This window comes from Peribacillus sp. YIM B13477, assembly GCF_042787955.1.
Lineage (GTDB): Bacteria > Bacillota > Bacilli > Bacillales > DSM-1321 > Peribacillus > Peribacillus frigoritolerans.
The window spans coordinates 173,006-196,126 of the sequence record NZ_JBHZPD010000004.1; the positions used below are offsets into that span (position 1 = coordinate 173,006).

23 protein-coding genes and 2 pseudogenes are annotated in these 23,121 nt (G+C 35.7%); 19 read left to right on the forward strand and 6 right to left on the reverse strand.

Going from position 1 to position 23,121, the window contains the following annotated elements:
* The first annotated feature begins 13 nt into the window (after positions 1 to 13).
* The 3 genes from ACFX4H_RS14695 (at position 14) to ACFX4H_RS14705 (ending at position 3,320) form a co-directional block, all read left to right on the forward strand.
* The gene (locus tag ACFX4H_RS14695) at positions 14 to 1,657 is read left to right on the forward strand and encodes an amidohydrolase (RefSeq protein WP_377435709.1); all 1,644 of its coding nucleotides are present in this window, start codon (positions 14 to 16) and stop codon (positions 1,655 to 1,657) included.
* A gap of 111 nt (positions 1,658 to 1,768) precedes the next feature.
* The gene (locus tag ACFX4H_RS14700; protein ID WP_377435710.1) at positions 1,769 to 2,347 is read left to right on the forward strand and encodes a TetR/AcrR family transcriptional regulator; all 579 of its coding nucleotides are present in this window, start codon (positions 1,769 to 1,771) and stop codon (positions 2,345 to 2,347) included.
* Positions 2,348 to 2,825: 478 nt separating this feature from the next.
* A complete protein-coding gene (locus tag ACFX4H_RS14705; RefSeq protein ID WP_241637433.1) occupies positions 2,826 to 3,320 on the forward strand; it encodes a DinB family protein in 495 nt (164 codons plus the stop codon).
* Positions 3,321 to 3,903: 583 nt separating this feature from the next.
* On the opposite strand, the gene ACFX4H_RS14710 is transcribed toward ACFX4H_RS14705, so the two are convergent.
* From ACFX4H_RS14710 to ACFX4H_RS14720, 3 genes are all read right to left on the reverse strand, one after another.
* Entirely contained in the window at positions 3,904 to 4,434 is a 531-nt protein-coding gene (locus ACFX4H_RS14710) for a PadR family transcriptional regulator (protein WP_063589934.1), read from the reverse strand.
* A gap of 46 nt (positions 4,435 to 4,480) precedes the next feature.
* Entirely contained in the window at positions 4,481 to 5,662 is a 1,182-nt protein-coding gene (locus tag ACFX4H_RS14715; protein WP_323603431.1) for a YhgE/Pip domain-containing protein, read from the reverse strand.
* A gap of 251 nt (positions 5,663 to 5,913) precedes the next feature.
* Positions 5,914 to 6,825, reverse strand: coding sequence for a LysR family transcriptional regulator (locus ACFX4H_RS14720; protein ID WP_377435711.1), 912 nt, complete (start codon positions 6,823 to 6,825; stop codon positions 5,914 to 5,916).
* Positions 6,826 to 6,956: 131 nt separating this feature from the next.
* Here ACFX4H_RS14720 and ACFX4H_RS14725 point away from each other — a divergent pair, with 131 nt between their 5' ends.
* The 3 genes from ACFX4H_RS14725 to ACFX4H_RS14735 all read left to right on the forward strand — a co-directional run bounded on the left by ACFX4H_RS14725 (position 6,957) and on the right by ACFX4H_RS14735 (position 8,407).
* Complete coding sequence (locus tag ACFX4H_RS14725; RefSeq protein ID WP_377435712.1) at positions 6,957 to 7,535, forward strand: LysE family translocator; 579 nt, start codon at positions 6,957 to 6,959, stop codon at positions 7,533 to 7,535.
* A 119-nt stretch (positions 7,536 to 7,654) separates the two neighbouring features.
* On the forward strand, positions 7,655 to 8,098 hold the full coding sequence (locus ACFX4H_RS14730; protein WP_034310870.1) for a cell wall hydrolase: 444 nt from the start codon (positions 7,655 to 7,657) through the stop codon (positions 8,096 to 8,098).
* 123 nt (positions 8,099 to 8,221) lie between these two features.
* Complete coding sequence (locus tag ACFX4H_RS14735) at positions 8,222 to 8,407, forward strand: hypothetical protein (RefSeq protein WP_377435713.1); 186 nt, start codon at positions 8,222 to 8,224, stop codon at positions 8,405 to 8,407.
* A 124-nt stretch (positions 8,408 to 8,531) separates the two neighbouring features.
* Here ACFX4H_RS14735 and ACFX4H_RS14740 read toward each other — a convergent pair whose 3' ends face one another.
* Positions 8,532 to 8,894 carry a hypothetical protein gene (locus tag ACFX4H_RS14740; RefSeq protein WP_063574941.1) on the reverse strand — a complete coding sequence of 121 codons (363 nt, stop codon included), beginning with the start codon at positions 8,892 to 8,894 and terminating at the stop codon, positions 8,532 to 8,534.
* 429 nt (positions 8,895 to 9,323) lie between these two features.
* Between ACFX4H_RS14740 and ACFX4H_RS14745 the strand changes: the two genes are divergently transcribed.
* From ACFX4H_RS14745 to ACFX4H_RS14800, 12 genes and pseudogenes are all read left to right on the forward strand, one after another.
* The gene (locus ACFX4H_RS14745; protein ID WP_377435714.1) at positions 9,324 to 10,913 is read left to right on the forward strand and encodes a bifunctional metallophosphatase/5'-nucleotidase; all 1,590 of its coding nucleotides are present in this window, start codon (positions 9,324 to 9,326) and stop codon (positions 10,911 to 10,913) included.
* A 210-nt stretch (positions 10,914 to 11,123) separates the two neighbouring features.
* Positions 11,124 to 11,471 (forward strand): VOC family protein, encoded by a 348-nt coding sequence (locus ACFX4H_RS14750; protein WP_034310877.1) that lies wholly within the window; start codon positions 11,124 to 11,126, stop codon positions 11,469 to 11,471.
* Positions 11,472 to 11,505: 34 nt separating this feature from the next.
* Positions 11,506 to 11,946, forward strand: coding sequence for an SRPBCC family protein (locus tag ACFX4H_RS14755; protein ID WP_377435715.1), 441 nt, complete (start codon positions 11,506 to 11,508; stop codon positions 11,944 to 11,946).
* A gap of 161 nt (positions 11,947 to 12,107) precedes the next feature.
* Positions 12,108 to 12,815, forward strand: a pseudogene (locus tag ACFX4H_RS14760) (cytochrome c biogenesis CcdA family protein).
* Positions 12,816 to 13,181: 366 nt separating this feature from the next.
* Positions 13,182 to 14,321, forward strand: a complete 1,140-nt coding sequence (locus ACFX4H_RS14765) for an FtsW/RodA/SpoVE family cell cycle protein (protein ID WP_034310882.1) — start codon at positions 13,182 to 13,184, stop codon at positions 14,319 to 14,321.
* Between the two features lie 318 nt (positions 14,322 to 14,639).
* Entirely contained in the window at positions 14,640 to 15,284 is a 645-nt protein-coding gene (locus ACFX4H_RS14770) for a YczE/YyaS/YitT family protein (RefSeq protein WP_187050138.1), read from the forward strand.
* A gap of 194 nt (positions 15,285 to 15,478) precedes the next feature.
* Positions 15,479 to 15,991 (forward strand): hypothetical protein, encoded by a 513-nt coding sequence (locus ACFX4H_RS14775; protein ID WP_034310890.1) that lies wholly within the window; start codon positions 15,479 to 15,481, stop codon positions 15,989 to 15,991.
* A gap of 260 nt (positions 15,992 to 16,251) precedes the next feature.
* A complete protein-coding gene (locus ACFX4H_RS14780; protein ID WP_034310892.1) occupies positions 16,252 to 16,920 on the forward strand; it encodes a DNA alkylation repair protein in 669 nt (222 codons plus the stop codon).
* Between the two features lie 1,050 nt (positions 16,921 to 17,970).
* Positions 17,971 to 18,585, forward strand: coding sequence for an undecaprenyl-diphosphatase (locus ACFX4H_RS14785; protein WP_377435716.1), 615 nt, complete (start codon positions 17,971 to 17,973; stop codon positions 18,583 to 18,585).
* Positions 18,586 to 18,971: 386 nt separating this feature from the next.
* Positions 18,972 to 19,412, forward strand: a complete 441-nt coding sequence (locus ACFX4H_RS14790) for a cell wall hydrolase (RefSeq protein ID WP_034310898.1) — start codon at positions 18,972 to 18,974, stop codon at positions 19,410 to 19,412.
* A gap of 243 nt (positions 19,413 to 19,655) precedes the next feature.
* The gene (locus tag ACFX4H_RS14795; protein WP_377435717.1) at positions 19,656 to 19,898 is read left to right on the forward strand and encodes a hypothetical protein; all 243 of its coding nucleotides are present in this window, start codon (positions 19,656 to 19,658) and stop codon (positions 19,896 to 19,898) included.
* A gap of 712 nt (positions 19,899 to 20,610) precedes the next feature.
* Positions 20,611 to 21,153: a GNAT family N-acetyltransferase gene (locus ACFX4H_RS14800; protein ID WP_377435718.1), complete on the forward strand. Its 543-nt coding sequence runs from the start codon at positions 20,611 to 20,613 to the stop codon at positions 21,151 to 21,153.
* A gap of 269 nt (positions 21,154 to 21,422) precedes the next feature.
* Here ACFX4H_RS14800 and ACFX4H_RS14805 read toward each other — a convergent pair whose 3' ends face one another.
* The gene (locus ACFX4H_RS14805; RefSeq protein WP_034315006.1) at positions 21,423 to 21,626 is read right to left on the reverse strand and encodes an alpha/beta-type small acid-soluble spore protein; all 204 of its coding nucleotides are present in this window, start codon (positions 21,624 to 21,626) and stop codon (positions 21,423 to 21,425) included.
* A gap of 149 nt (positions 21,627 to 21,775) precedes the next feature.
* Here ACFX4H_RS14805 and ACFX4H_RS14810 point away from each other — a divergent pair, with 149 nt between their 5' ends.
* Positions 21,776 to 22,018, forward strand: coding sequence for a hypothetical protein (locus ACFX4H_RS14810; protein WP_241637449.1), 243 nt, complete (start codon positions 21,776 to 21,778; stop codon positions 22,016 to 22,018).
* Positions 22,019 to 22,280: 262 nt separating this feature from the next.
* Here the strand turns inward: ACFX4H_RS14810 and ACFX4H_RS14815 are convergent.
* Positions 22,281 to 22,598, reverse strand: a pseudogene (locus ACFX4H_RS14815) (recombinase family protein); the annotation flags it as partial.
* Between the last annotated feature and the right edge of the window lie 523 nt (positions 22,599 to 23,121).

Genomic DNA, 23,121 nt, shown 5'->3' on the forward strand with positions numbered 1-23,121 from the left:
AGAGGTAAACTCCATGACTATTAAAAAAGCGGATATTGTCCTTTCCAGTGATGCTATTTTCACAGGGCTTACACATGAGCCAACGTCTGGGGCAATAGCTATCTTAGGTGACAAAATTTTGAGTGTAGGATCAAAAGCAGAGATTGAACCTTTTATAGGAAGTGGGACAAAAGTATTTAACTATGGCAATCAATTGATTATGCCTGGATTTCATGATTTTCATCTCCACATCATGTTCAGTGCACTAAGTTTAACTAGTATTAATTTATTTGAAGCCAGGTCAGCTCAAGAAGTGGCTGCAAAAGTACTGGAATTTTCTAAAGATTGTCCTGAGGAAGGATGGATTATCGGCATGCAATGGGATGCAGGTTATTGGCATGATAAACAAGAGCCCCATTATAGAATTCTTGACGCTGTCATTCCAGATCGTCCTGTCGTTCTTTTTCATGCTGAAGGTCATTATACATGGGTGAACAGTAAGGCCATGGAATTAGCAGGAGTTACTGAGGAAATACGTGATCCGGATTTTGGTCGCTATGAAAGAGATAAGAATGGTTTACTTACTGGAATTTTATATGAAGAAGCCCAGCAAATCGTTTTAAAAGAGGCATTACGGTTAACACAAAATAAAAAAGAAACGATATTAAAAGAGTTTTTACGATTGTTATCGCAATATGGAATTACTTCTGTAAACGATTTGTTTGCGCCAATAGATGACTTCCTTCAAGACTATGATCTTTTTGAGAAATTGGATAAGCAAGGAGAATTAACGACTAGATTTCATATCACTCCTGAATTGGATGGCAATTTGGACAAAGCTCAAATACTTAGAAATAAATATGTATCAAAGAAACTGCAATTCTCAGGATTAAAGCAATTCGTTGATGGAACAGTCACGGGTCATACCGCTTACTTCCTGAAACCTTACTCCGATCAATTGGATATTTGCGGTCATCCAGCTCTAGATCCAGAAGTATTGATCGATCGAGTTGTTAAAGCGGATGAACTCGGATTTAGAATCAGGTTTCACGCTATTGGAGATGCGGCAATTCGTTTAGCTTTAGATGCTTTTGAAGAAGCTGTACGCAAGAATGGAAAAAGAGACTCAAGGCATACAATCGAGCATATTGAAGTAATTGATTCGGATGACATTGAACGTTTTTCAAAACTGGGGGTCATTGCCTCGATGCAGCCTGATCACATGGCTGCTTCATCCAGAGAGGTATATTCTTCAATAATAGGTCCTGAAAGGGAAAAAAATGTTTTCCTGACGAAGTCGCTATTAGATACAGGTACATCTTTAGCTTTAGGAACAGACTTTCCGGTTTCCATCTCATTAAATCCAATGCGGCAAATATATACTGCGATTACTAGAGTGGATAGTAGCGGAGATCCACAAAACACATGGCATCCTGAACAAAAACTCACTTTGGCAGAGGCATTGCAAGCATATACATATGGCTCAGCCCATGGATGTTTCAGGGAGCACGAGCTAGGTACAATAGAAGAGGGGAAACTTGCTGACCTTGTGGTATTAGACAGAAATCTTTTTGATATTCCAGAAAGTGAAGTGCTCAAAACTAAAGTGGAACTTACAATAAACGATGGGAAAGTTGTGTATAAAAGCGAAGAAACTTCTTTATCAAGCATATTCTAATTCTTATCTTTTAGAGAAAGAACCATGTTCCAAGGTGTTAAATATTTAGTTTTAAAAAGGAAATGAGTTTATAATGAAATCAACTGACGTTGGATAGTTTGGAGGCTCATTATGACAAAAAATGAAATAAAAAACATTTCCTTATCACTTTTTACCAAGTACGGATACGAGGGAACTGCTTTATCGGAAATTGCCAAGAGGGTAGGTATACAAAAACCCTCAATATATAACCATTTCAAAAATAAGGATGACCTTTTCTTGTGTCTGTTTGAAGAAATCCTGGAAGAGCATATAAACCAGGTCGAACAATTTGTCGAAGAGATAAATACACTCTCTTGTGAAGAAAAGCTAAAGCACATCCTTCTAGATACTTGTAACTATTATAAAAACCATGAAGATAAAGCAACATTTTTAAAGAGGGCAATGATTTTCCCGCCGGAGCATTTGAAGCACATCTTAAATGAAAGTTTCCTTAGATCTGAAGAATCATTTTCCGCTATCTTACATGCTATCTTTGTCGAAGGAATAGACAAAAAAGAAATACGCCAAGGGAAAATCGAGAACTTAATCATGTCTTATTTCTGTTTGATTGATGGGATATTCATGGAATTTTCTTATTATGGTAAAGAGAATATGGAACCTAGAATTCAAAATATATGGGAAAATTTTTGGTATGGACTAAGTGGATGATACGTTCAAAAAGTTCATGCTCTAAAAACGATCAAATAGGAATATTTATCTGCTCATTCCGATTAAGTCTGTGGGCTGTACAGTGATTCGTTGATTGGAACGTAGGACACTCGCTTTCCGAGGGCGGTCCGCCCTCGGCGCCTATGCGCCTGTGGGGTCTCCCCCCACGCTTCTCCCGCAGGAGTCTCGCGCCTAAAATCGAAGTTTCTTCCAATACCCTGAAATTGGTAAAGTCCCATCAACATATAAAAGATAACTTTACGATTATCAGTTGTTCTTTCTCAGTCAACACAACTTATGATAAACTTATATTATCAGAATTTTCCAAATTACGGAACGTTCATTGTTCCGTTAAAGGGCCAGTTTAATTGAACAAGGAATTGGCATGACACCTTGGTTAGTTATCTAAAACACGTCGCAAATGAATGTTGACCAAAGGGATTATCTATTAAAGGGATTAAATTGGAGGGAATGGAAAATGGATGTAAAGACCCTTTTATTACAACAATGGGCAAGCTGCTTAGATGAAGAAGACTGGTTTCCACCACTTGAAAAAGTGCTAGAGGATATTACTTTTGAACAGGCAATATGGAAACCAGCTGATGGGGCAATGAATTCCATTTGGGAATTAGTTTGTCATTTACTTTTCTATGAAAAGAGATTTCTGATGAGGTTTCTTGGTGAAACAGAGAATGAACCACAGGCAGAAAATAATCAATCTACATTTCGACTACCAACTGAGACGTTAGAAAATTGGAAAGAAACAAAACAAGAATACTTTTATGTTCATCGCGAACTTGGAAAAGTACTAGCAAAATCAGAACATGAAGATTTGTATAGACAGGTCCCGGGTGAAGATAATTCATTAGTGCTTGAACTGAAGAGTTTAGCCATGCACGACGCATATCATATTGGGCAAATTGTATTCCTTAGTAAAATGCAAGGAGCTTGGCCAGAGAAACGCAGCTTTTAAAAATGCTTCATTAGCTTTACAGTAATTCGTTTATAGGGAGCTTTAATGAATAAGAACGGGAACGTCCAAATCGGACGTTCCCGTATTTTATCCTACTTTTTATAGAGAAGAAACCCTTATTGGGGAAGAAATATGCGACACTCCTGCCGAATAACTGGCTAGACGAGACCCCACAGACGCTTGGCAGATAGTCGGCGGAAAGGGAGCAGATTTCTGAAATCAACTCGAACGTTTTTGAGGGTTAGTAAACCAGATCGTTGATTTCCACTCCAGGCACTCGCTTTCCGCGGGCGGTCCGGGGAGCCTCCTCGGCAAGGCCTGCGGGGTCTCCCTTGGCCACGCTTTTCCCGCAGGAGTCTCGTACCTTACGTTCCAATCAACTGGAACGTTTTTTAAAATAAAAACTGCAGGCTGGTCTATTCCGAAACAAGTTTAGTTTATTCTTTGAATTTTTCTCCTGTACTCCTTATTGGATGGAGGAAATATGCGAGACCCCACAGACACTTGCGTCGAGGAGGCTTGGCAGACAGTCGGCGGAAAGGGCGGATTTCTGAAATCAACTCGAATTTGCCTGCAAGTAAACTCACAATTCCTTTGTCTTAATCCTTTTGATTAACTCTTCAAACCAAGATATTGTGTGATCTGTTCTGGTCGAAAAATAACCCTCCAAAAATTCACGAATATTCTCGTTGCCTTTAGGTTCTGGCTCGAAATTCCCAAGCTGCTCCCAAATAGCCTTGATGGACTTTACTTTTCTTTCTAATATATCTACTACTTTATCCCGGTCCACATACTTGATGTTGGCTAAACCAACAATCATATCCTTGATTTCATCCGCACTTTCAAATAATTTATAGATTTTTTTTGGTAGTTCTTCTCGACCCTTATCCGTAATCGCGAATACCTGTTTATCAGGCCGATGTTCTTCTTTTATCACTTCAACCGGCTCGACTAAACCTTGTTTCACCAATGATTCAAAATGGTAGTACAGTTTACTTTCCGTTAATCCGCCCAGTCGATCCAATGGAATGGGTTCTGAAAGCTGCTTTTTTAATTTATAAGGATAATTTTTATCCTCCATCAGCTTGCTCAATATAAAAATTTGAATAGACATTTTCTACGCTCCTTTAAGAAGTATTATCTCCTTATTGTAGCAAAACCTAAGCTGTGATTTCTGCCGCTTTCTTTTCAACTTCTGTTTCAGAAACCTGTACTGGCATCGGTTTGTGTAAAAACGCGACAATAGCCATGTTAATTAACATCGCAACGGCACCTACCGCAGCCATTGACCAAATATACGGACTTGGACTGATACTGCCAAATAGGTTTGCAAAGTATGCTTGCACCGAGTAATACATCGGTGAAATGTGGCTCATCCATTCATATGGTGCGTGCATCATATCACGTGTGATGGTGGCACCATTCGCTATTGTTTGCATTAATAAAATCGGTAAGTTTAAAATCATGCCGCCTTCACCAAATAAGAAGATTAAAATCGCGGTGAAATTAAAACATACCATATAGTTCAGTATTTGTTGACCTACTATACCGAAGAATAGGTCACCGCTCGGCTTATCAATTAAATAGGATACACCTACAGCGATGATTGATGAAACCACGGCAATCAATAATGCAGCCATTTGCACATAAGTGAATAAACGTGTTTTGCTTGCTTTTCCCCGGCTGGCTCTAAATGCACCTACTAATTGCATGGCCCCGATCATCGCCCCTACATAACCGGCCATTGTTAAGAACATCGGCAGCATATTATGATTCATTCCATCGGGTATTTCATTGATTGTAACGACATTTCCTACATAGGATTTCTCAATTTTTTCGGCTAATTCAGCGGCTTGCTTTTCTGGTACATTAAAATTCATCAATACACCCTGAGCTGTTTGTTGCGAGAATTGTGTGCTTAACTGATTGTTAATTTCAGTTACGACAGAATTCATGGTAGAAGAAACGACTGTTGCCCCTGCCTCATTGATTGTAAAGTCGATGCTTGATGACGCTTCACCTTTTTGAATATTTTCAGAGAAGGTTTTTGGGATGTGTACGACTAATGCTAAATCATTGTGTTCCAAATCTTTTAAGGCTTGGTTATTTGTTATATCCGTCTCGATTTCTTTAAAGGGTAAATTTTCTTGTAAATTTTCGGCGATCATTGCCCCATTTTTACCAGCATCATCATTGATGATGGCGATAGGTAATTTATCGACATTTCCTGGAATGGCTGTATACCCAGGCAAGAAGATGCCTAGCATGGCAACAGCATAGAAAATCCCCATAAAGATTGCTGCTGTTGCACCTCTTGTTTTTAAGAATGCAGTAAATTTCATATGTTGAATCCATCCTTTTGTTTTAAAGTATATTACTCAATTCTAAGTACTCAAGTTAGAGTAGTTTAAAAGAAGTACTTAGAATTTTATTTTATTTTTTACATAAAGTCAATCGAAAAATTTTATGTTTCCTTATTCAAAAGAAAAACCCCCGACACTTTGTTGAGGGGGGGGGATTTGTTATTTAGATTCCTTCCGCAACCTTGTGTGCAAAAAAAATCCTTCTCTGGCTAGAATATAGAATCTTGATTTCATTTCATTAAGACACCCATTTTCTCGGTGTTATTAAACGAGTTTAATACAACCTCGACAAAAGCCTCTACCGCAGGGGACTGCCATTTTTTCTTTTTTATCAGCATATAGGAATAAATGGGATCGAGGTTTTCAGAATGATTTAGGATTTTAAGCTTGCCGCTCTCGACTTCTTCTTTCACTGTGATATAAGGCAAAACAGAAAATCCAAGTCCGCTCATGATAATCTGTTTGATTGCTTCTATACTCCATAACTCCATGGTTTGAAAATTCTCCATTTCATTCTTTAATAGATATCTTTCAAACATGGTCCGATAACTGCAGCCTTCTTCATTTGTGATGAAAAAATGATTGGTGTTGGTACCGGCTTTTTTAAATTCATCAAAATGATCAGGACCGTCAGGACTGCTCACAAGGACGATCTTCTCCTCAATCAAAGAATGATGAATGCATTTTTCCGGGTTTATTTCCGGATAGACCATTAAAGCGACATCAACCCGCCCGCTTATTAAGTCGACTTGGTTTTGGCCGCATGGACCATTGGTTAATATGATTTTGACATTGGGATATTTCAAGGAAAAATCCCTTATTATTGGACCTAACCTTGAGATTGTTAATGACTCCGGTGCAGCCACTTTTAAAACACCTTTAACTTCATTCGTGCTACGCATGTTCTTGATCTGTTCATGAGTGGAAAGTAGATCTTCAGCTAACGGTATTAAGTCTTTGCCTAGTGCAGTAAGCTGCAAATTTCTATTAGTATAAGTAAAAAGTTCCCCGCCAATCTCATGTTCAAGCGCTTGTATATGGGAGGTTATCGTGGATTGAGTATAGCCCAACTTCGAAGCAGCCTTTGTATAACTTCCTATTTCGACAATAGTCTGAAACGTTTTAAGGTGTCTAATTTCCATATCGTTCTCCTTAAATTGGATGATGTATCGAAAGAAATGATAATGAATTTTTTATTTTCAATTTTATTTATTGTTATAGTCATCTTACAATAAAGACTGTTCGTTAGGAAATAGTGAATGAAGGTGGAATTATGAGTATAATAGCGTTTCTTTCGTATGTGATGATTACATCAATTACGCCTGGCCCAAGTAACATCTTATTGATGAATGAAGCAAGGAGGTTTGGCTTTTTTGGTTCATGGAAGTTCACGGGCGGAATTTTGGCAGGATTTGCAGTATTAGGGATCATGAGCGGAGTATTTACAACAAGCCTCTACAATTGGATTCCTATTGTAGAGCCATATTTTAAAATAGCCGGTGCCGTATATCTTCTTTACTTGGCATGGCAGATTAGTATGGCCAAAGGTTCAAAGAAGGATACCAGAGATGTGCAGTCTTCCTTTTTATCAGGATTCATTCTTCAAATCCTCAATGTCAAAAGCATTTTGTTCTATTTAACCGTGTTGAGTGCGTTTATTTTACCGTTTAATGAATCGCTTAAATTCATAGCGGTCTATTTAGGGTTAACTATTTTACTGGGGTGGATGGCATTGCTTTTGTGGTCAGGGTTCGGTTCGCTGTTCAGAGATTTTTTTGCTAAACATGACAAGTCATTTCGGTTAATCATGTGTTTGTTATTGATTTATTCTGCCGGTACAATTTTTCTGTGAATACTAAAACAGCCATTCATGCAACAATTGGTGCTTTAACGGAAGATCTGAGACTGTCATTTTCACAATGATGACATTAGTGCAGGCTGTTTTTCATACGATATATTTGGGGTGGAAAAATGCCAAGAGTAAGTTATCGAAGTTCAGACGTGGATTTAATGGCAAGGATGATGAGAGCTGAAGCCGAAGGTGAAGGACTGCAAGGAATGTTGTATGTTGGAAATGTAATTGTTAATCGCCTTAAGGCAAATTGTTTAGACTTTAAAGAGTTAAGAACAATTCCACAAGTCATTTTTCATGTACAAGGAGGAAATTATTCTTTTGAAGCCGTTCAAAAAGGTAATGTATTTTATCAAAGAGCGAGAACTGCTGAAAAAAGATTAGCAAAACAGAATTTGGATTATTGGAGGCAACACCCAGGGAAATATGCGCTTTGGTATTTTAATCCATATGCTCCATGCCCACCGACTTGGTACGATCAACCTTTTGCCGGTCAATTTAAAAATCATTGTTATTATGAACCAAAACCTGGAACATGTGAAAGTGTTTATACAGGAGGTTAGGCCGTTATTTCATTTCAAGGAGCTGATTAGCAGCTCCTTTTTTTTAGGCAATAATCGGGCACTCCAACAAGGTTTTTTTGGTAAAATAAAGGGGGAAATGAGTTGTTGTTTGGGGGATTTTTAGTGAAGGCTATAATATTTTATATTGTTGGGGGTTTCATTCTCTATATAGTTATTGAAACAGCATTGAGAAGAGGAATTAACCATTCAAATATTGGTCAATTTCTTGAAAAAAAGTATGGAATGAAGGAAGATAAAAAGTCTTTTCTTGATGATGATTTGGATAATGAAAATAAGAAGGATTATTAAAACAAGGGAGGTTGCTGCGGCAACCTTTTTTTAGAGGTTAATGTACGAACTCTTTTTATAAAAAGAATTCAACAAGACAACAATGATATTCCTCAAACAGGCTCCAGTTTGTCGGATAGCACACTTATTCAGCATCTTTCCGAGGGCGACGAAATTCGGCGTAGTAGACCTTTCTTTTCTTTGGTTCGGATTCAATATTTTCGATGAATGCTGCTTTGGCTTTCTCCAGTAACAACCCCTTTAATTCCCGAAGCTTCATTGGTCCCACTCCTGGCATCTTATCAGGTATATGTACTTCGAAATCCCCCTGGCGTTTATAAAAGCGGATGCTAGCAAGCCCCGTTCTTTCGGCTTTCCCCAAGGTATATGCAAATTCAAATCGCTGCTGAATGAATGAAGATAACTCAGGCAGCCCTAAACCTTCATAGAGGGGAGGGAATTCATGATAAACGGGAGGTTCTATGAATGATATTGAAGAAATCTTCAAATGGATACTCCTCCTTTGGCGGAATAAAGACATACATACGTTGCCTATATTATTGTGCTCTGGGCCAATTTTTTAAACATCCATACAGCGGTATTGCTTTCCTGTAACCAGGAACTGTCCAGCTTTTTAGTAGGGCTCCTCAGCACTTTTCCTATACTGCAATATCAAGATATCCAATCTATACTTATTATCAAATTAAAGTATTCTACTTAAACTAAAGCGTACTTTACTTTGAACACCTGGAACTGAGCAGCAGTTCCGGGAGCCTTTCTAAATGTTTAGCCGTATGAGTTTTTTTAAAAAGATATGCATGTACGGGGTTCATTTAATAATTATTATATAAAACATAACAAAAAATCACGGTCCCTTTATGCGAATATAAAATTCTAGAGTTATTCTTAATTTACATCTAGAGGGAGGGATCCGAAGTTGTCAAAATTTCAGGCCATAACTTCTTTGTTCATCTTGGTATTTATCATCATTTTCGTATCTTATAAAATCACAGCATTCTCATCCAATCATTCCACAACGAATCATTCCACATCCAACCGCTACATTCAACTACAATTATTAGGCGTAAATGATTTTCACGGCCAACTAAATAAATATCAAATGGTTTCAGGAACCATGGCAGGCGGTGCTGAATACTTGGCAGCCTATTTAAAAAAGTATAAACAAGAAAACACAAATACATTACTCGTTCATGCTGGCGATATGGTAGGAGGAAGCCCTCCAATCTCTTCTCAATTTCAAGACGAACCCACGATTGAATTTTTAAACCTCCTGCACTTTGATGTCGGGACACCTGGAAATCATGAATTGGACGAAGGCGTAAATGAAATGAAATGTCTTATTCATGGAGGATTCAATAAAAAAACAGGGTATTTTCAAGGTGCCAATACTGCTTACAGTTCTGCAAATATCATCGACAGAAAGTCGGGCATTCCCTTATTACCACCGTATGTTATTAAACAAATGGACGGAATTGATATTGGATTTATCGGTGTGGTCACAAAAGAGACCAACATGTATGTGTCTCCTGAAAAGCGAAAAGAAGTAGAAATTACGGATGAAGTGTCAGCTATTAACCGAACCGTAAAGATTTTAAAGGATAAAGGGATTAAAGTGATTGTTGTACTGGCACATGATTCAGCTAAATCAGATAAGGCAGGTGCAAATTCCACTGGAGCTTTAGTGGAGATGGCTCCAAAAATCGATGATGAGGTCGATGTCATTTTTGCGGGTCACAGCCATGAATATGCCAATACCGTTGCAGCCGGTAAACTGATCGTTCAAGCTTTTTCTAATGGGAAAGCCTTTTCTCAAGTAAATCTTGAAATTGACCCGCATTCTAAAATGATTGTTAAGAAACAAGCAAAGATCATTGCCACTTCACATCATCATATAAAACCGGATGAAGAAACGGTTGCCCTTCTAAATAAATATAGAAAAAAATTAGGGAGCAATTTTAATCAGGTAATAGGGGAAATGCCGGAAGAAATCAGAAGAAATCAAGATGCAAACGGTGAATCCCCATTAGCGAAAATGATTGCAGAATCTGAGCGCGAAGCCATGGGGGTGGATATTGCTTTTGTCCATCAAGGCGAAATGCGGAAAAATTTAAAAAAAGGGAAGATCACTGTAGAAGACCTTTATACAAACGTGCCTATGGGTCATAGTGTCAGTAAGTTAATTTTAACAGGAGAGCAGATAAAACTTGCTTTAGAGCAGCAGTGGGCGAAAGATCATGAAAATAGGTTACAAACGGTTGGCTTAACGTATGATTGGGAAGCCAAAGCTCCAATTGGCAGCCGTGTCGTTGTGCTGAAAGACAAGAAGGGTCAAGAGATTCAGCCAAGCAACGAATATGAAGTGGCGGTTAGTAATTATTTAGCTTCAGGCGGTGATAACTTCACTGCATTTGAACAAGGCAGACTCGTAGAATCCGGTCCGCAAGTTGTCACTGCACTTATACGTCATATCCAACAGAAGTATCCCTCCCATTCATTGAAAGAATGAAGGGGAAACATGACGGGTGCGTTTCTGTATTAAGCAGGAACGCCTTTTCCCTAATGTAAGCAGGTTAGTCCAATTTGCCTTCATCCTAGGGGAAATATAGTAATGAACTAGAGGGGCTTTATAGTTGAAGAAGGAACTTGAAATGTAAATCTCGAATATCTAATGTAATCGGATAGATGAAAATTGGATGAAGGACAGGAGTTAGATACGATGATAAAAGGTTTCGGAGGAATATTTTGGAGAACTAAGAATCTTGAATCTGTAAAAAAGTGGTACAGTGAAGTGCTGAAGCTTGAAATAGAAAATTGGAATGGGACTGTGATAAAACCGCAATTAGGAAATGAGACGATCTTTTCTTTCTTTACCGAGAATGACAGTTATTTTCCAACAGAACAACAAGTGATGTTAAATTTCGAAGTACATAATCTAAACGAGACTATTAAGCATCTTGAACATATTGGTGTACCTCTTGCAAAGAAAAAAGAGATTAGTGAATTTGGAAAGTTCATTTGGATTGAAGATCCTGAAGGTCGACTGATCGAGCTCTGGGAGAAATAACGAGTTGTCATTCACTTGAAAGGAGTTCTACTAGATGACCGAACAGCTAATTGTAAGAGATGAGATACTCATTGAAGCAAATTCTCAGAAAGTCTGGGAAGTGCTTACTAAACCCAAATACGTTGCAGAATGGGATGAACTACCAGAAAATTATCCTAATGAAGATATGACCGAGGGAAGTAAGGTGATTTGGGAGCTTCCTAATGGTGGGCAGTCAATCACTAAAATCATTAGAGCAGTTGTACAGAAAGAATTAAAAATCGCTTTGCACGTTTCAGATTGGGAAGTAAAGCCGAATGAAGGTGATGTCGCATATAATTATCAATTAAAAGAAAAAGGCGATAGTACTCTGCTAAGAATCGAGATTGGTGATTTCTCCCTGATTAAAGACGGAATAATGTATTATGATGCATCTGTGGAATTTGCATCTGATTCTAAACAAATAATTAAGAAGTTATCCGAAAATCTTGGCTGATTATTTATTATAATGATTGAGGCACACCTGGATTTCCTTCATGAACTCACGGGCGCTTTAATTCATAAGGAGTTGCTAAGGCAGCTCTTTTTCTTATGGAGCTAAAGGCAGGCATTTATGGTAAAGTTATACAATTAAAGCGGAAATTGGAGGAAATGAGATTGGGAGACTTAAATATTCTTTTATCTTTTGGTGCAGGGATACTATCTTTTATATCTCCTTGCTGTTTACCCTTATACCCGGCGTTTTTATCTTATATTACAGGATTATCGATAAGTGAATTAAAAGAAGATAATAAAAAATTAAACCGCAAACCAATGCTTCATACCTTATTTTTTTTGATCGGTTTTTCTATTATCTTTGTAATATAAGGGTTATCCACTTCTGTTATTTACGATCTATTTTATGAATACATTGATTTAATTAGACAAGTAGGGGCAATTTTGATAATTATTTTTGGTTTAATGATTGTTGGGGTTTTTCAACCTAAATTCTTGATGATGGACAGAAAAATAAATTTTAAAAATCGCCCATCTGGTTATATAGGTTCTATTTTAATTGGGATAGGATATGCTGCTGGTTGGACTCCTTGCATTGGCCCCATATTAGGTGCCATCGTAACCCTTGGTTTATCGACTGGACAAGGTTTATTATATATGATTGCTTATATTCTTGGGTTTTCCATACCTTTCTTAACAATGTCATTTTTTATAGGGAAATCAGGGTGGATAAAAAAATATAACCACAAAATAACTCAATTTGGTGGCTATATAACAATTATTATGGGGATTGTCTTATTTTTTGATTGGATGACCAAGATTACAACTTTTTTAACAAATAATGTATTTGGTGGCTTTACGGGTTTCTAATGCTTATAGAACTAACAAGTACTTTACTTCAATAAGGGAGGTTGCTGAGTGTACTAACGGGGCAGGTTAGTTTAATAAGAACTTCTTCTCTAAAGGATTATTATTGATATTAATGGATCACTCGTATACTTTTAATTACTTTTTTGTGAAATAATATGTAAATGTGGAAGTGATGCTATAAAAATTTAATCACATAACAAAAAAAAGATAACATTTTTTAGCCTTTTTATTGGTTATCCTCCATGCTTTCATTCAATTGTATACCTAGAATGTATGAACAATAAAAGTGCTTTTATTAAAAAAAATTACATTTTTAGTATAATTAAGTTAAGTTATAACATAAGAAAATATTTACAAGGGGAAAAAATGAAAAATTCAAAGTTGGATTACAACCTGATTACACTTTTACTTTTACTATTTATAACAAGTTGTATAGCTATATTAAATGCTCAAGATTTTGGTCAATATGAAGGGAATTTTTTATTTAGACAAATAACCTGGTATATTGTGGGGATCGGGATAATTGCAGGAATTATGTATTTAGATTCTGAACAGATCTTTCGCTTGAATTGGTTTATATACTCATTTAGCATCATTCTATTAATCGCCTTAATTTTGGCACCTGAATCAATAGCTCGTGAAATAAATGGAGCCAAAAGCTGGTTTCAACTTCCGGGAATCGGATCTCTTCAACCAGCTGAATTCACAAAAATATCTTTAATAATTTGTTTAAGTTTCTTAGTGCAAAAACATCATGAAAAATATTTGGATAAAACTTTAAAAACAGATTTGTTACTGCTAATTAAGATGGGAGCTGCTACAGCTCTTCCTATACTTTTAATTATGCGACAACCAGATTTAGGTACGTCTTTAGTATTAATATGTATTTTTACAGGGATTTTTATTATTTCGGGAATATCATGGAAAATTATCAGTGTTATTTTTATTATCATTTCCTTAATTTCTGGCATTCTTATATACTTAGTCTTTTTCAACCCTGAAATGCTTCAATCAATGGGTTTCGCAACCTATCAATTAGGAAGAATTTATGCTTGGATCGATCCAGAATCTTATGCATCAGGTGAAGGCTATAATCTAACCAAAGCATTATTAGCCATTGGTTCAGGAGGGGTATATGGTTATCTGGAAAAGGGTATATATGTTCCAGAAGCACATACGGATTTTATATTTAGCGTTATTTCTTCTAAATATGGTTTCTTTGGAGCTAGTATTTTAGTAACAATTTATTTTCTCCTTATTTCGAGTATAGTGAAGTTGGCTCTAGACGTAAAAAATAGTTTTGAATCTTACATATGTACCGGTGTTACTTCCATGATTTTTTTCCATGTTTTTGAGAATATCGGGATGAATATAGGCCTAGTACCCATAACAGGAATACCATTACCTTTTATAAGTTATGGAGGAAGCTCATTAATTGGTAATATGTTAGCGATGGGGTTAGTCTTTTCAATAAGCTATCGAAAAAAAACCTTTATGTTTGATTAAGATGGCTAAGTATTCCAGGATTAATTCTAGGTATGTTTTTTATTAAGAAAGCTATTTATTAGACGGTAAAACCGTCTTTTTTTTATGTCTCAATCTTTGTCAACTCAATAAAGTCTTATGCAACTAATGGGGCAGGTTAGTTGAACAAGTTTCTTAAAAAACCTAAATAGGATTTAGAGTACCTACCACCCATAGGTACGTCTTTTTGTACTTCATTGTTAATCATTTGGTAACAACTTTTGATTTGGATAGATCATCTTGTTCATTTAACCTGCTTCATCTATAGTAGATGGATATAAAAGGTGTAGAGGTGAAGAGATGGCATTGCGGTTATTACGGTATTTTATTTTTTTTCTTGGATTAACTTTCTTTGGATTAGGGAATGCGATTGCGGTGAATGTTCAATCCTTGGGGCTCCATCCTTGGGAGGTTTTAAACGTCGCCCTGTTCGAGAGGTTCGGTTTCACAATTGGAACGTGGAGTGTCATGTGTGGTTTAGTACTTGTGTTGATCGTCTTTGTCGTGGATAGGAAGTATATTAATATTGGTACATTTCTAAATGCCTTGTCAATTGGCCCGATCATGGATTTCTTTTTGCATCTCAACATTCTTCCTCATGAAACGGAGCATTGGTGGTTGAATATACTCATATTGTTGACGGGTATCATCATAACCGGAATTGGCGGAGGAATTTATGTGGCTGCGGGAATTGGGGCAGGTCCCAGGGATGGTTTCATGCTTTCCGTTTCGGAAAAAACCGGGTTATCGGTCAGTTGGGCAAGAATCGTTGTCGAGAGCATCATCTTGATTATCGGTTTCATCCTTGGAGGTCCAGTGTTTATTATGACGTTTGCATATACCTTTATTCAAAGCCCGGTCTTTCAGTTTTCCATGAAGCTGATGCGTTCCTTTATCGTTAGTTTGGAGAAGAAGCGTAAGGGACAATTTGAGGTTCCGTTATAATGGGAAGGAGGATGTCCTTTGGTCACCTCATTTCTTGCTCTATTCCACTAACCGGTGCTTTACCTGAAAATCAGAGCTGTCTTTAAGGCAGCTTTTTCTTATGCAACTAAAGGGGCAGGTTAGTGCCATAAGAAAAAGGAATAATGAAAAGTAAAATAAGAAGTTGAGAACATCACTAGAGGGGAGAAAGTAATATGGTTGATATAGATGACCGAACGGTGTTTGAAAATAACCGCATAGATTTTTGGGTTTGTGATTGTATAACAGAACCGGAGTATATGTATAGTGTTGATGGTGAATATGAAACAACTTTAATTGAATTCTGGAAAAACTACAATCGTTTTCCACTTAAGGTTATCCATAACTTTGTAAGGGAAATGGATGATTTAGATAACGATGATAAAGTGTATAGATACCAAATTGACGAGGTTCATTCGATAGATGAACTAAAACATATACTAGACGATGTTGGGTGGAAATTAACCTTGGAAGACTTTTTTATTACTAATTCGTCAAAGGAAATAAGATTTAAGAAAATTGATAGAGAAACATTAAAGGGTAAAATTCCGGCACAGTGCCCTCTATTCGAATTAGGTCCAGGCGATACTCTAACAGAAGTGATTATACACGGACATTCTTTTTTAGTTGGTACAAATGACTCTAATTTATCCACGAAAGAACAAGTCAAAAAAATTGTACTATCCTGAAAGCTATTCATAACTTTCGATGTTGAACTACCGGGTGCGTTTCTTTAAAAAGGAATGCTCTTTTCGCATCCAATTAAAAGGAAGTAAATGTTATTATTATATTAAAGATGGTTGCACTTCTATCATAGGTGAGAAAGCTTTAATAAAATATTAACTTTGGAGGCACACCACTGCATAAGACTTATAACGAAATTAAGTTCTTGATATATCCCGTCAAGGACATATTATGAAACAGTGCTTTAATAAAGGAGTTGTATAAAATGAATGAAAATAAAGGTACAGAAATAAAACGCTTTTCAAAAGCAGAAAACATTCTACCTCAGATCAATAGTAAAACTAAGCTAGGCGACTTACGAAAAATCGCGAAGGACATTAAAAAAGATCACGAACTAGCTATGGAACTTTGGTCAACCGAAGAGTTTTTGCCCAGACTATTAGCAATCTTAATTATGGACAAAAAACTTCTTTCACAAGATGTGCTAAATAAGCTTGATAAGGATATGCAGACTCACACTTTTGATGAGCGAAATAACTTAATGGATTGGTTAATGGCTAATCAGCTCACCAAAGACAAGAAGAAAATTGCATTGATGGAGTCATGGGAAAATAGTCCTTCTGCTCTTCAAAGGCGAGCTTTCTGGTATTATCAAGGGCGATTGAGATGGACTGGACAAACACCGCCTGATAACACCGCATACTTGCTATCTGCATTAGAAGCTAATATTACGCAGGAAGAACCGGAAGTTCAATGGGCTATGAATTTCACCGCAGGCTGGATAGGCGTTTATGATGAAAAGAATCGTGCACGTTGTATTAAACTTGGTGAGAAAACGGGTCTTTACAAAGATGAAATAGTAGCAAAAGGATGCACTCCCAGCTATTTGCCGGAGTTCATTACAATTGAAGTTAACAAACGACATAATAATTAGTTACCTCTGAAAAATTTATTAGGGTTTAATGCAAAAAATAAAGGAATTCAAATCCTCAATATGAAAATTGTAATAGGCTTGGACTTCATTTATAACTTTAGAGTTAAACAAGGATAGAACAGAATTAACTATCACTTTGCCAAACGAAAACCGGTCACCTACACAAAAGCAATGATGGATCCGAAAGAGTTTAATCCAGAATTTGAGAGGTGAAAAATTATCCATAAAATGGTACAAGTAGGTAGAAAAGTTAAAAAATAAGGCGTGTTTTTTTTGACGAAAAATATCGGGATTTCAGATATTTTTAAACAAGAGTAGTAAAGAGGATTTGTAAAATTAACAATATCCCCCCCAGAAACCTAAATTTTAAGTTATCGATAACCTAATGGTTATTAGTATAAAGAACCATTTAAAAGATGGAGTAGACTTAGATTGTTTTAATATTTTAAATCTGATTTACCGAATAATTGGACCATTAGGGATAAGATTCAATCAACAAATTTACCTCTTTCCAAATTCGGAAAGACTAGCTAGAGTAACTTTATCTTTTAAAAAAGAAGATTATGATGCTTTAAATAGCAAAATGAAAGAATTTTGTGAATAAATGTACTTAAGCTAACGGGTGTGTTCGTTCTATAAAAGGCTGCCAATTGGGCTTTTTTTACAACTATATAGCTCCTGGTAATTTTAAGTATCCAAAAGGTTCAGCCCTGGTTATAAATATCAAAAGGACGATGTCAACTTCCGTCATAATAAACATAGGCACAAATTGATCCCATTTCCCTTGCCAATCCGGTTACTTCATTTTCAAATTCAGTTACCCATCTGTTCGCCGCACTCAACATGAGCCCATATTCTAAATATTTCCATCAAGATAGTTTAAGGTGTGAGTGAGATATTTTAATATAAATGGAGGATTAAAACCGCCACGTTGATGATGGACTTTCTGTCTGAAAGATGTAAAATATAGGTTTAATTGAAGTTCATCTGATTTACATAATGGAGCATAATGAAGGTTTAAGTGATAATACAATCAGGAGGGATTTTTCAATGGCTTTGTCCGAAATGAATAGTAATTTGTTTAGAATGATTAATAATCTAGGTAAACAATACACGGATTTAAATCCTTTTTTTGTATTCATCGCTGAGTACATGATTTTTTTCTTAGTATTGGCAGTCCTGATGTTTTTGTTTTCTCGAAATAATAAAAATAGAATCATGGTAATCTGTGCATTTATTGCATTAGTTATCTCGGAAATATTGGCGAAAATAGCAGGGCAATTCCACTCGAATTATCAACCTTTTGCTGAGTTGCCCAACGTTAATATGTTAGTTGAAAAAGCAGTCAATAATTCATTTCCAAGTGACCATACGATCATATTTTTTTCATTTTGCATAACCTTCTGGTTGTTCAAAAGGGGTTGGGGATTTTTATGGGGAATTTTGGCTGTTCTAGTAGGCATTTCGCGAATTTGGGTAGGTGTCCATTATCCAGCAGATGTTCTTGTCGGAGCCATCATCAGTATCGTTTCTGCGATGATCGTTTACAAAATTGTTCTTAAGTTAAGTCTGACCAAGAAATTTTTGAGAAATCAAGGGGTGGGCGAACAATCCATTCTATCTGCCCTATCCAAACAAAAGAAAGGTCAGTCAAAGGACTATTAAAATAGGGTTAATTAATATACAAACCAAATCGGTCATTGCTTCACTTACATTTGTTGTTTAAGTCTTGTTTCAAGACCGAACGGAGCAGGACAAAAAATATGTATTTATCAAAAGCTGATTTACTTCTTGAAATGTAATAATTATTAAACAGTAAATTTTAAACAACGATTTTTCAACTAAAAGGTCGAAAGTATAACAAAAGGTTGCTTAGGCAGCCTTTTTCTTATGGCACAAAAGGGGCAGGTTAGTTGAATAAAAGGGAAAAAAGAATGCAATAGTTTTCATTTTACTTAAAAGCTATAAGTCATTATAACTAAGCATTTAAATTACATAAATAATGACATGACTGTAGGCTATTTTTCATACAATATTCTTGAGGTGGAAAAATGACAAGAGCAAAATACACAAGTTCAGACGTTGACTTAATGGCAAGGATGATGAGAGCAGAAGCCGAAGGTGAAGGAAAACAAGGAATGTTATATGTTGGAAATGTAATTGTGAATCGTCTTGTAGCTAATTGTTTAGACTTTAAAGGTTTAAGAACAATTCCACAAGTCATTTATCAAGTACAAGGAGGAAATTATTCTTTTGAAGCTGTTCAAAAAGGGAATGTATTTTATCAAAGAGCGAGAGGTATTGAAAGAAGATTGGCAGAACAAAATTTGAAGCACTGGAGACAGCATCCGGCTAGATATGCTCTTTGGTATTTTAATCCATATGCTCCATGCCCTCCAACATGGTATGATCAACCACATACTGGTCAATTTAAAGACCATTGTTTTTATGAACCAAAACCTGGAACATGTGATAGTGTTTATAGAGGTTAAGCTTACTCTTTGAGTAAGCTTTTTTTACATATTTAAAATATTTATACAAAGTAAAACTTTTATTAATAGTTTTATATAAAAAAGTAAGATTGTGAATTATTGTACTTAAGGCCATCCTTATAAAGGATGGTTTTTAGCTTTGAAAATTGTTGGACAATTTGTGTCAACTCCGTGAAAAGTTTTATGGAACTATCAAGGCAGAACAACTAGAATGATAAATATGGTAAAATAATGTAATAGGTGGTGACGATATTGAAAAAGTATCTTGTGTTTTTAATTAGTTTCGTAATGATATATATGGTATTTCAAATAGGATCAGGTTTGATTCTTACTGCTTCTTATACTCCCGATTTTTCTTCGATAGAGAGTAATTTAAGTCAAGAAGTAGTGTTTGGTAAGACTTCAATTCCATTACTGGTAACATTGATAACTGCTACATTAGCTTATTTTCTGTCTCAAAAGAAATTTAGAATCTTAAAAAATTAAATAAATAACGGGTACGTTAGCTTAAGATCGGAGCTGTCTTTAAGGCAGCTTTTTCTTTATGGAACTAACGGGGCAGGATAGTTGAAGAATGCTTACTCTTTAGTTTATAGAATGTTATAATTGTATTTATTGGAAATTTTTATTAAAAATAGGAGGAGAAAATGGTTGATAATAGTTATGAGAAACAACATTTGAAAAAAGTCAGGACTTTTATTTATATTACGATATCATTAATTTTTTTAATGATATTTATATTTATTAGCATTTTTCTTTTGTTTTTTTCCATGTCAGGCATTTTAGACGTTGCGTATTTCCCACCAAAACTAGCAATTTTTTCATTCTTAATTTCTATTGTATTTTCTGTTTTAGCAATAAAAAATCTCTTTGGTAAGATATTGTTAGTATTAAACATATTTCTAATGCTATTTATGGTTTTTTTTGGACCATAAATATATACAAGAAGACTACCTTAGGGTGTAATAGTCAGGCTGTTGTTTAGACAGCCTTTTTTTAACGGGGCAGGTTAGCAGGATTGTGAAGGTTTGTACTTAAACTAACGGGTGCGTTAGCTGAAGATCAGAGCTGTCTTTAAGACAGCTTTTTCTTAATGAACTAACGGGGCAGGTTAGCTCCATAATAAACAAGTGATTTATCTATTAATCATATATGGTAATATACAAAATAAACCAATAGAAAAATCAGGGGGATGAGTATGTTCTTACATAAGATTGATGAGGAGTTATCATTGAAACTGTTAGAATTAAAGGATGCAGAAAGAGTTTTCGAAATAACAGATCAATCCAGAGAATATCTACGAGAATGGCTTCCTTGGCTGGATAATACAACAAAACTTGAAGATACAAAAGGGTTCATTAATATTTGTTTAAAAGGTTGCGCTGAAAACAAGAGTTTCAATACAGTTATTATGTATAAGGGACAAATTGTTGGTGTAGCAGGTTATAACCAAATAAATTGGTCAAATAAAACTGCATATATTGGTTATTGGCTCGGAGAAGAATATCAAGGAATTGGAATTATGACAAGAGTAGCTAAGGCATTGACTGATTATGCATTTAATGAATTGAAACTAGATAAAGTTGAAATTAGGGTTGCTGAGGAGAATAAGAAAAGTAGAGGAATTCCCGAAAGATTGGGTTTTGTTAATGAAGGTTGTATAAGACAAGCAGAATGGTTGTATGACCATTATGTTGACCATATTGTTTTCGGTATGTTAGCTAAGGATTGGAATAAGTAGTAATACCTTATAGAACTAATGGGTGCTTTACTTCAATAAGGGAGGTTGCTGCGGCAGCCTTTTTTTTATGTAACTAGAGAGGTAGCTTAGTGAAAACGCTGAATGACGTTTGCTTTCACAATATGACTGTATGGATATGTGTAGTACAGTTTCCTCGTATTGCGACATAGCAAAATAACAGCAACTGATGTTTCTGTTTCTTTTTTGATTTGGAGAATTATAAATAGGGATAGTCCAATCACTATCCCTAACAATACATATGATTTCGATTAACGAGTTCTTCCGCCTAATTGTTGTTCAGCCATTTGCACTAAACGTTTTGTAATTTCTCCACCAACAGATCCGTTTGCACGAGATGTTGTATCAGCGCCAAGTGTAACACCGAATTCACTAGCGATTTCATATTTCATTTGTTCTAGAGCTTGCTCTGCACCATTAACTACTAATTGATTATTGTTGTTATTTCTAGCCATGTTGTCAGCTCCTATGAATATAATGTGTTGCTAGTCATAGGTTTTGATATTGTTAAGAGTTATATACATAGAATTTAAAATAAATTAAGGCAGCTTTTTCTTATGGAACTATCGGGGCAGTTTAGTTGTATAAGGTGAACATGTCTTTTGTGTCGTTTAAAACAAAATGTGGAGGAACAAATGAACTGGAAAGGATAAAAAAGAAATTAATACTAAAGGTATTAGTTGTTCAATTAATAGGGAAGCTATCTGGTACTGACGGAAGTAAATTAATTACCGAAAAAAGACTCCAAAGTACTATTGATGAGTTTGAAAAGAAATTTGGGAAAGGTGTTCTAAGGGAACACTTGGAAAATCACAAAATTAATCATGAGAAAAATGATAATGAATAAAGAAGGGTTGTGTATTATATTAAAACTGTAAGTAATTTAAAAATTATAGTCGCCTTAATTATTTCCATTGGACTTGGATTTGTCGTACCTATTATCTTAAACTGGGTTTTGAACACATTCGTATACTGATGAATTACTAAATGGCTTTAATTATCCCTATAAATAATACTTATGAAAAACATGAGCAATAGGCCCAGTACCAGCGTTGCTGAAACCAGGGGCAAAGTAGACATAGCTTAAGCACCTCTTGCCCCATTGGTTACTAGTTGGTCTCATTATTGTTTTGTATCTTACGATACAGAGTCATTCTAGAGATACCGGCTTTCTCTGCAGCATCCGTTCGACTCATTCCCTGTTCTATAAGATATAGAGCATATTGGATCTTTTCTTCATCTGCTTTCGGTCTTCCAGGAAGCTTTCCTCGTTTCCTTGCAGCCAAAATCCCCTCTTTTGTCCTTTCAGAGGTTAAATCCCTTTCAAATTGTGCAATCCCAGCAAAAATGGTAAACAGCATTTTTCCATGGGCTGTTGTTGTATCGAGCCAGGATTCCTTTAAACTCTTTAAATGTGCTCCCTTTTTGAGCAAAGAAAATAATTAAGGTAATGTTAAATCAAGGGATTAATATGCCAAATAAAAGAGGAGGAAAAATCATTAATAAGAACTTAATATTGGTAAGTCTAGTGTTTATGTTTTTAACTGCTTGTTCTAATACTCCTAAAGACCCAGAAATATTTTCAACAAATAAGAAAGAAAAGGAAATTGAATCATTGATTTTAAGGAGCTAGACAAGCAGAAGGTTGACGTTGTTGTAGCTTATGGAATATCCACAGAAAACAACTCAGTTAATTTGGGGATTAGAACTTCAAAAGAAGATTTCGATAGTACAAAACAAAATCTGGGAAAAATAGTGAATAAAACTCTTACTAAAAATGGTATAGAAGGTTTAGCAGTAAATATAAAAAAGAAGTAAATTAAATTTGTTGAAAACTGACCGATAAAAAACGATTTAGTGAATTTGTGAAGAAGTCTACTTAAACTAACGGGTGCGTTAGCTGAAGATCGGAGCTGTCTATAAGGCAGCTTTTTCTTATGGAACTATCGG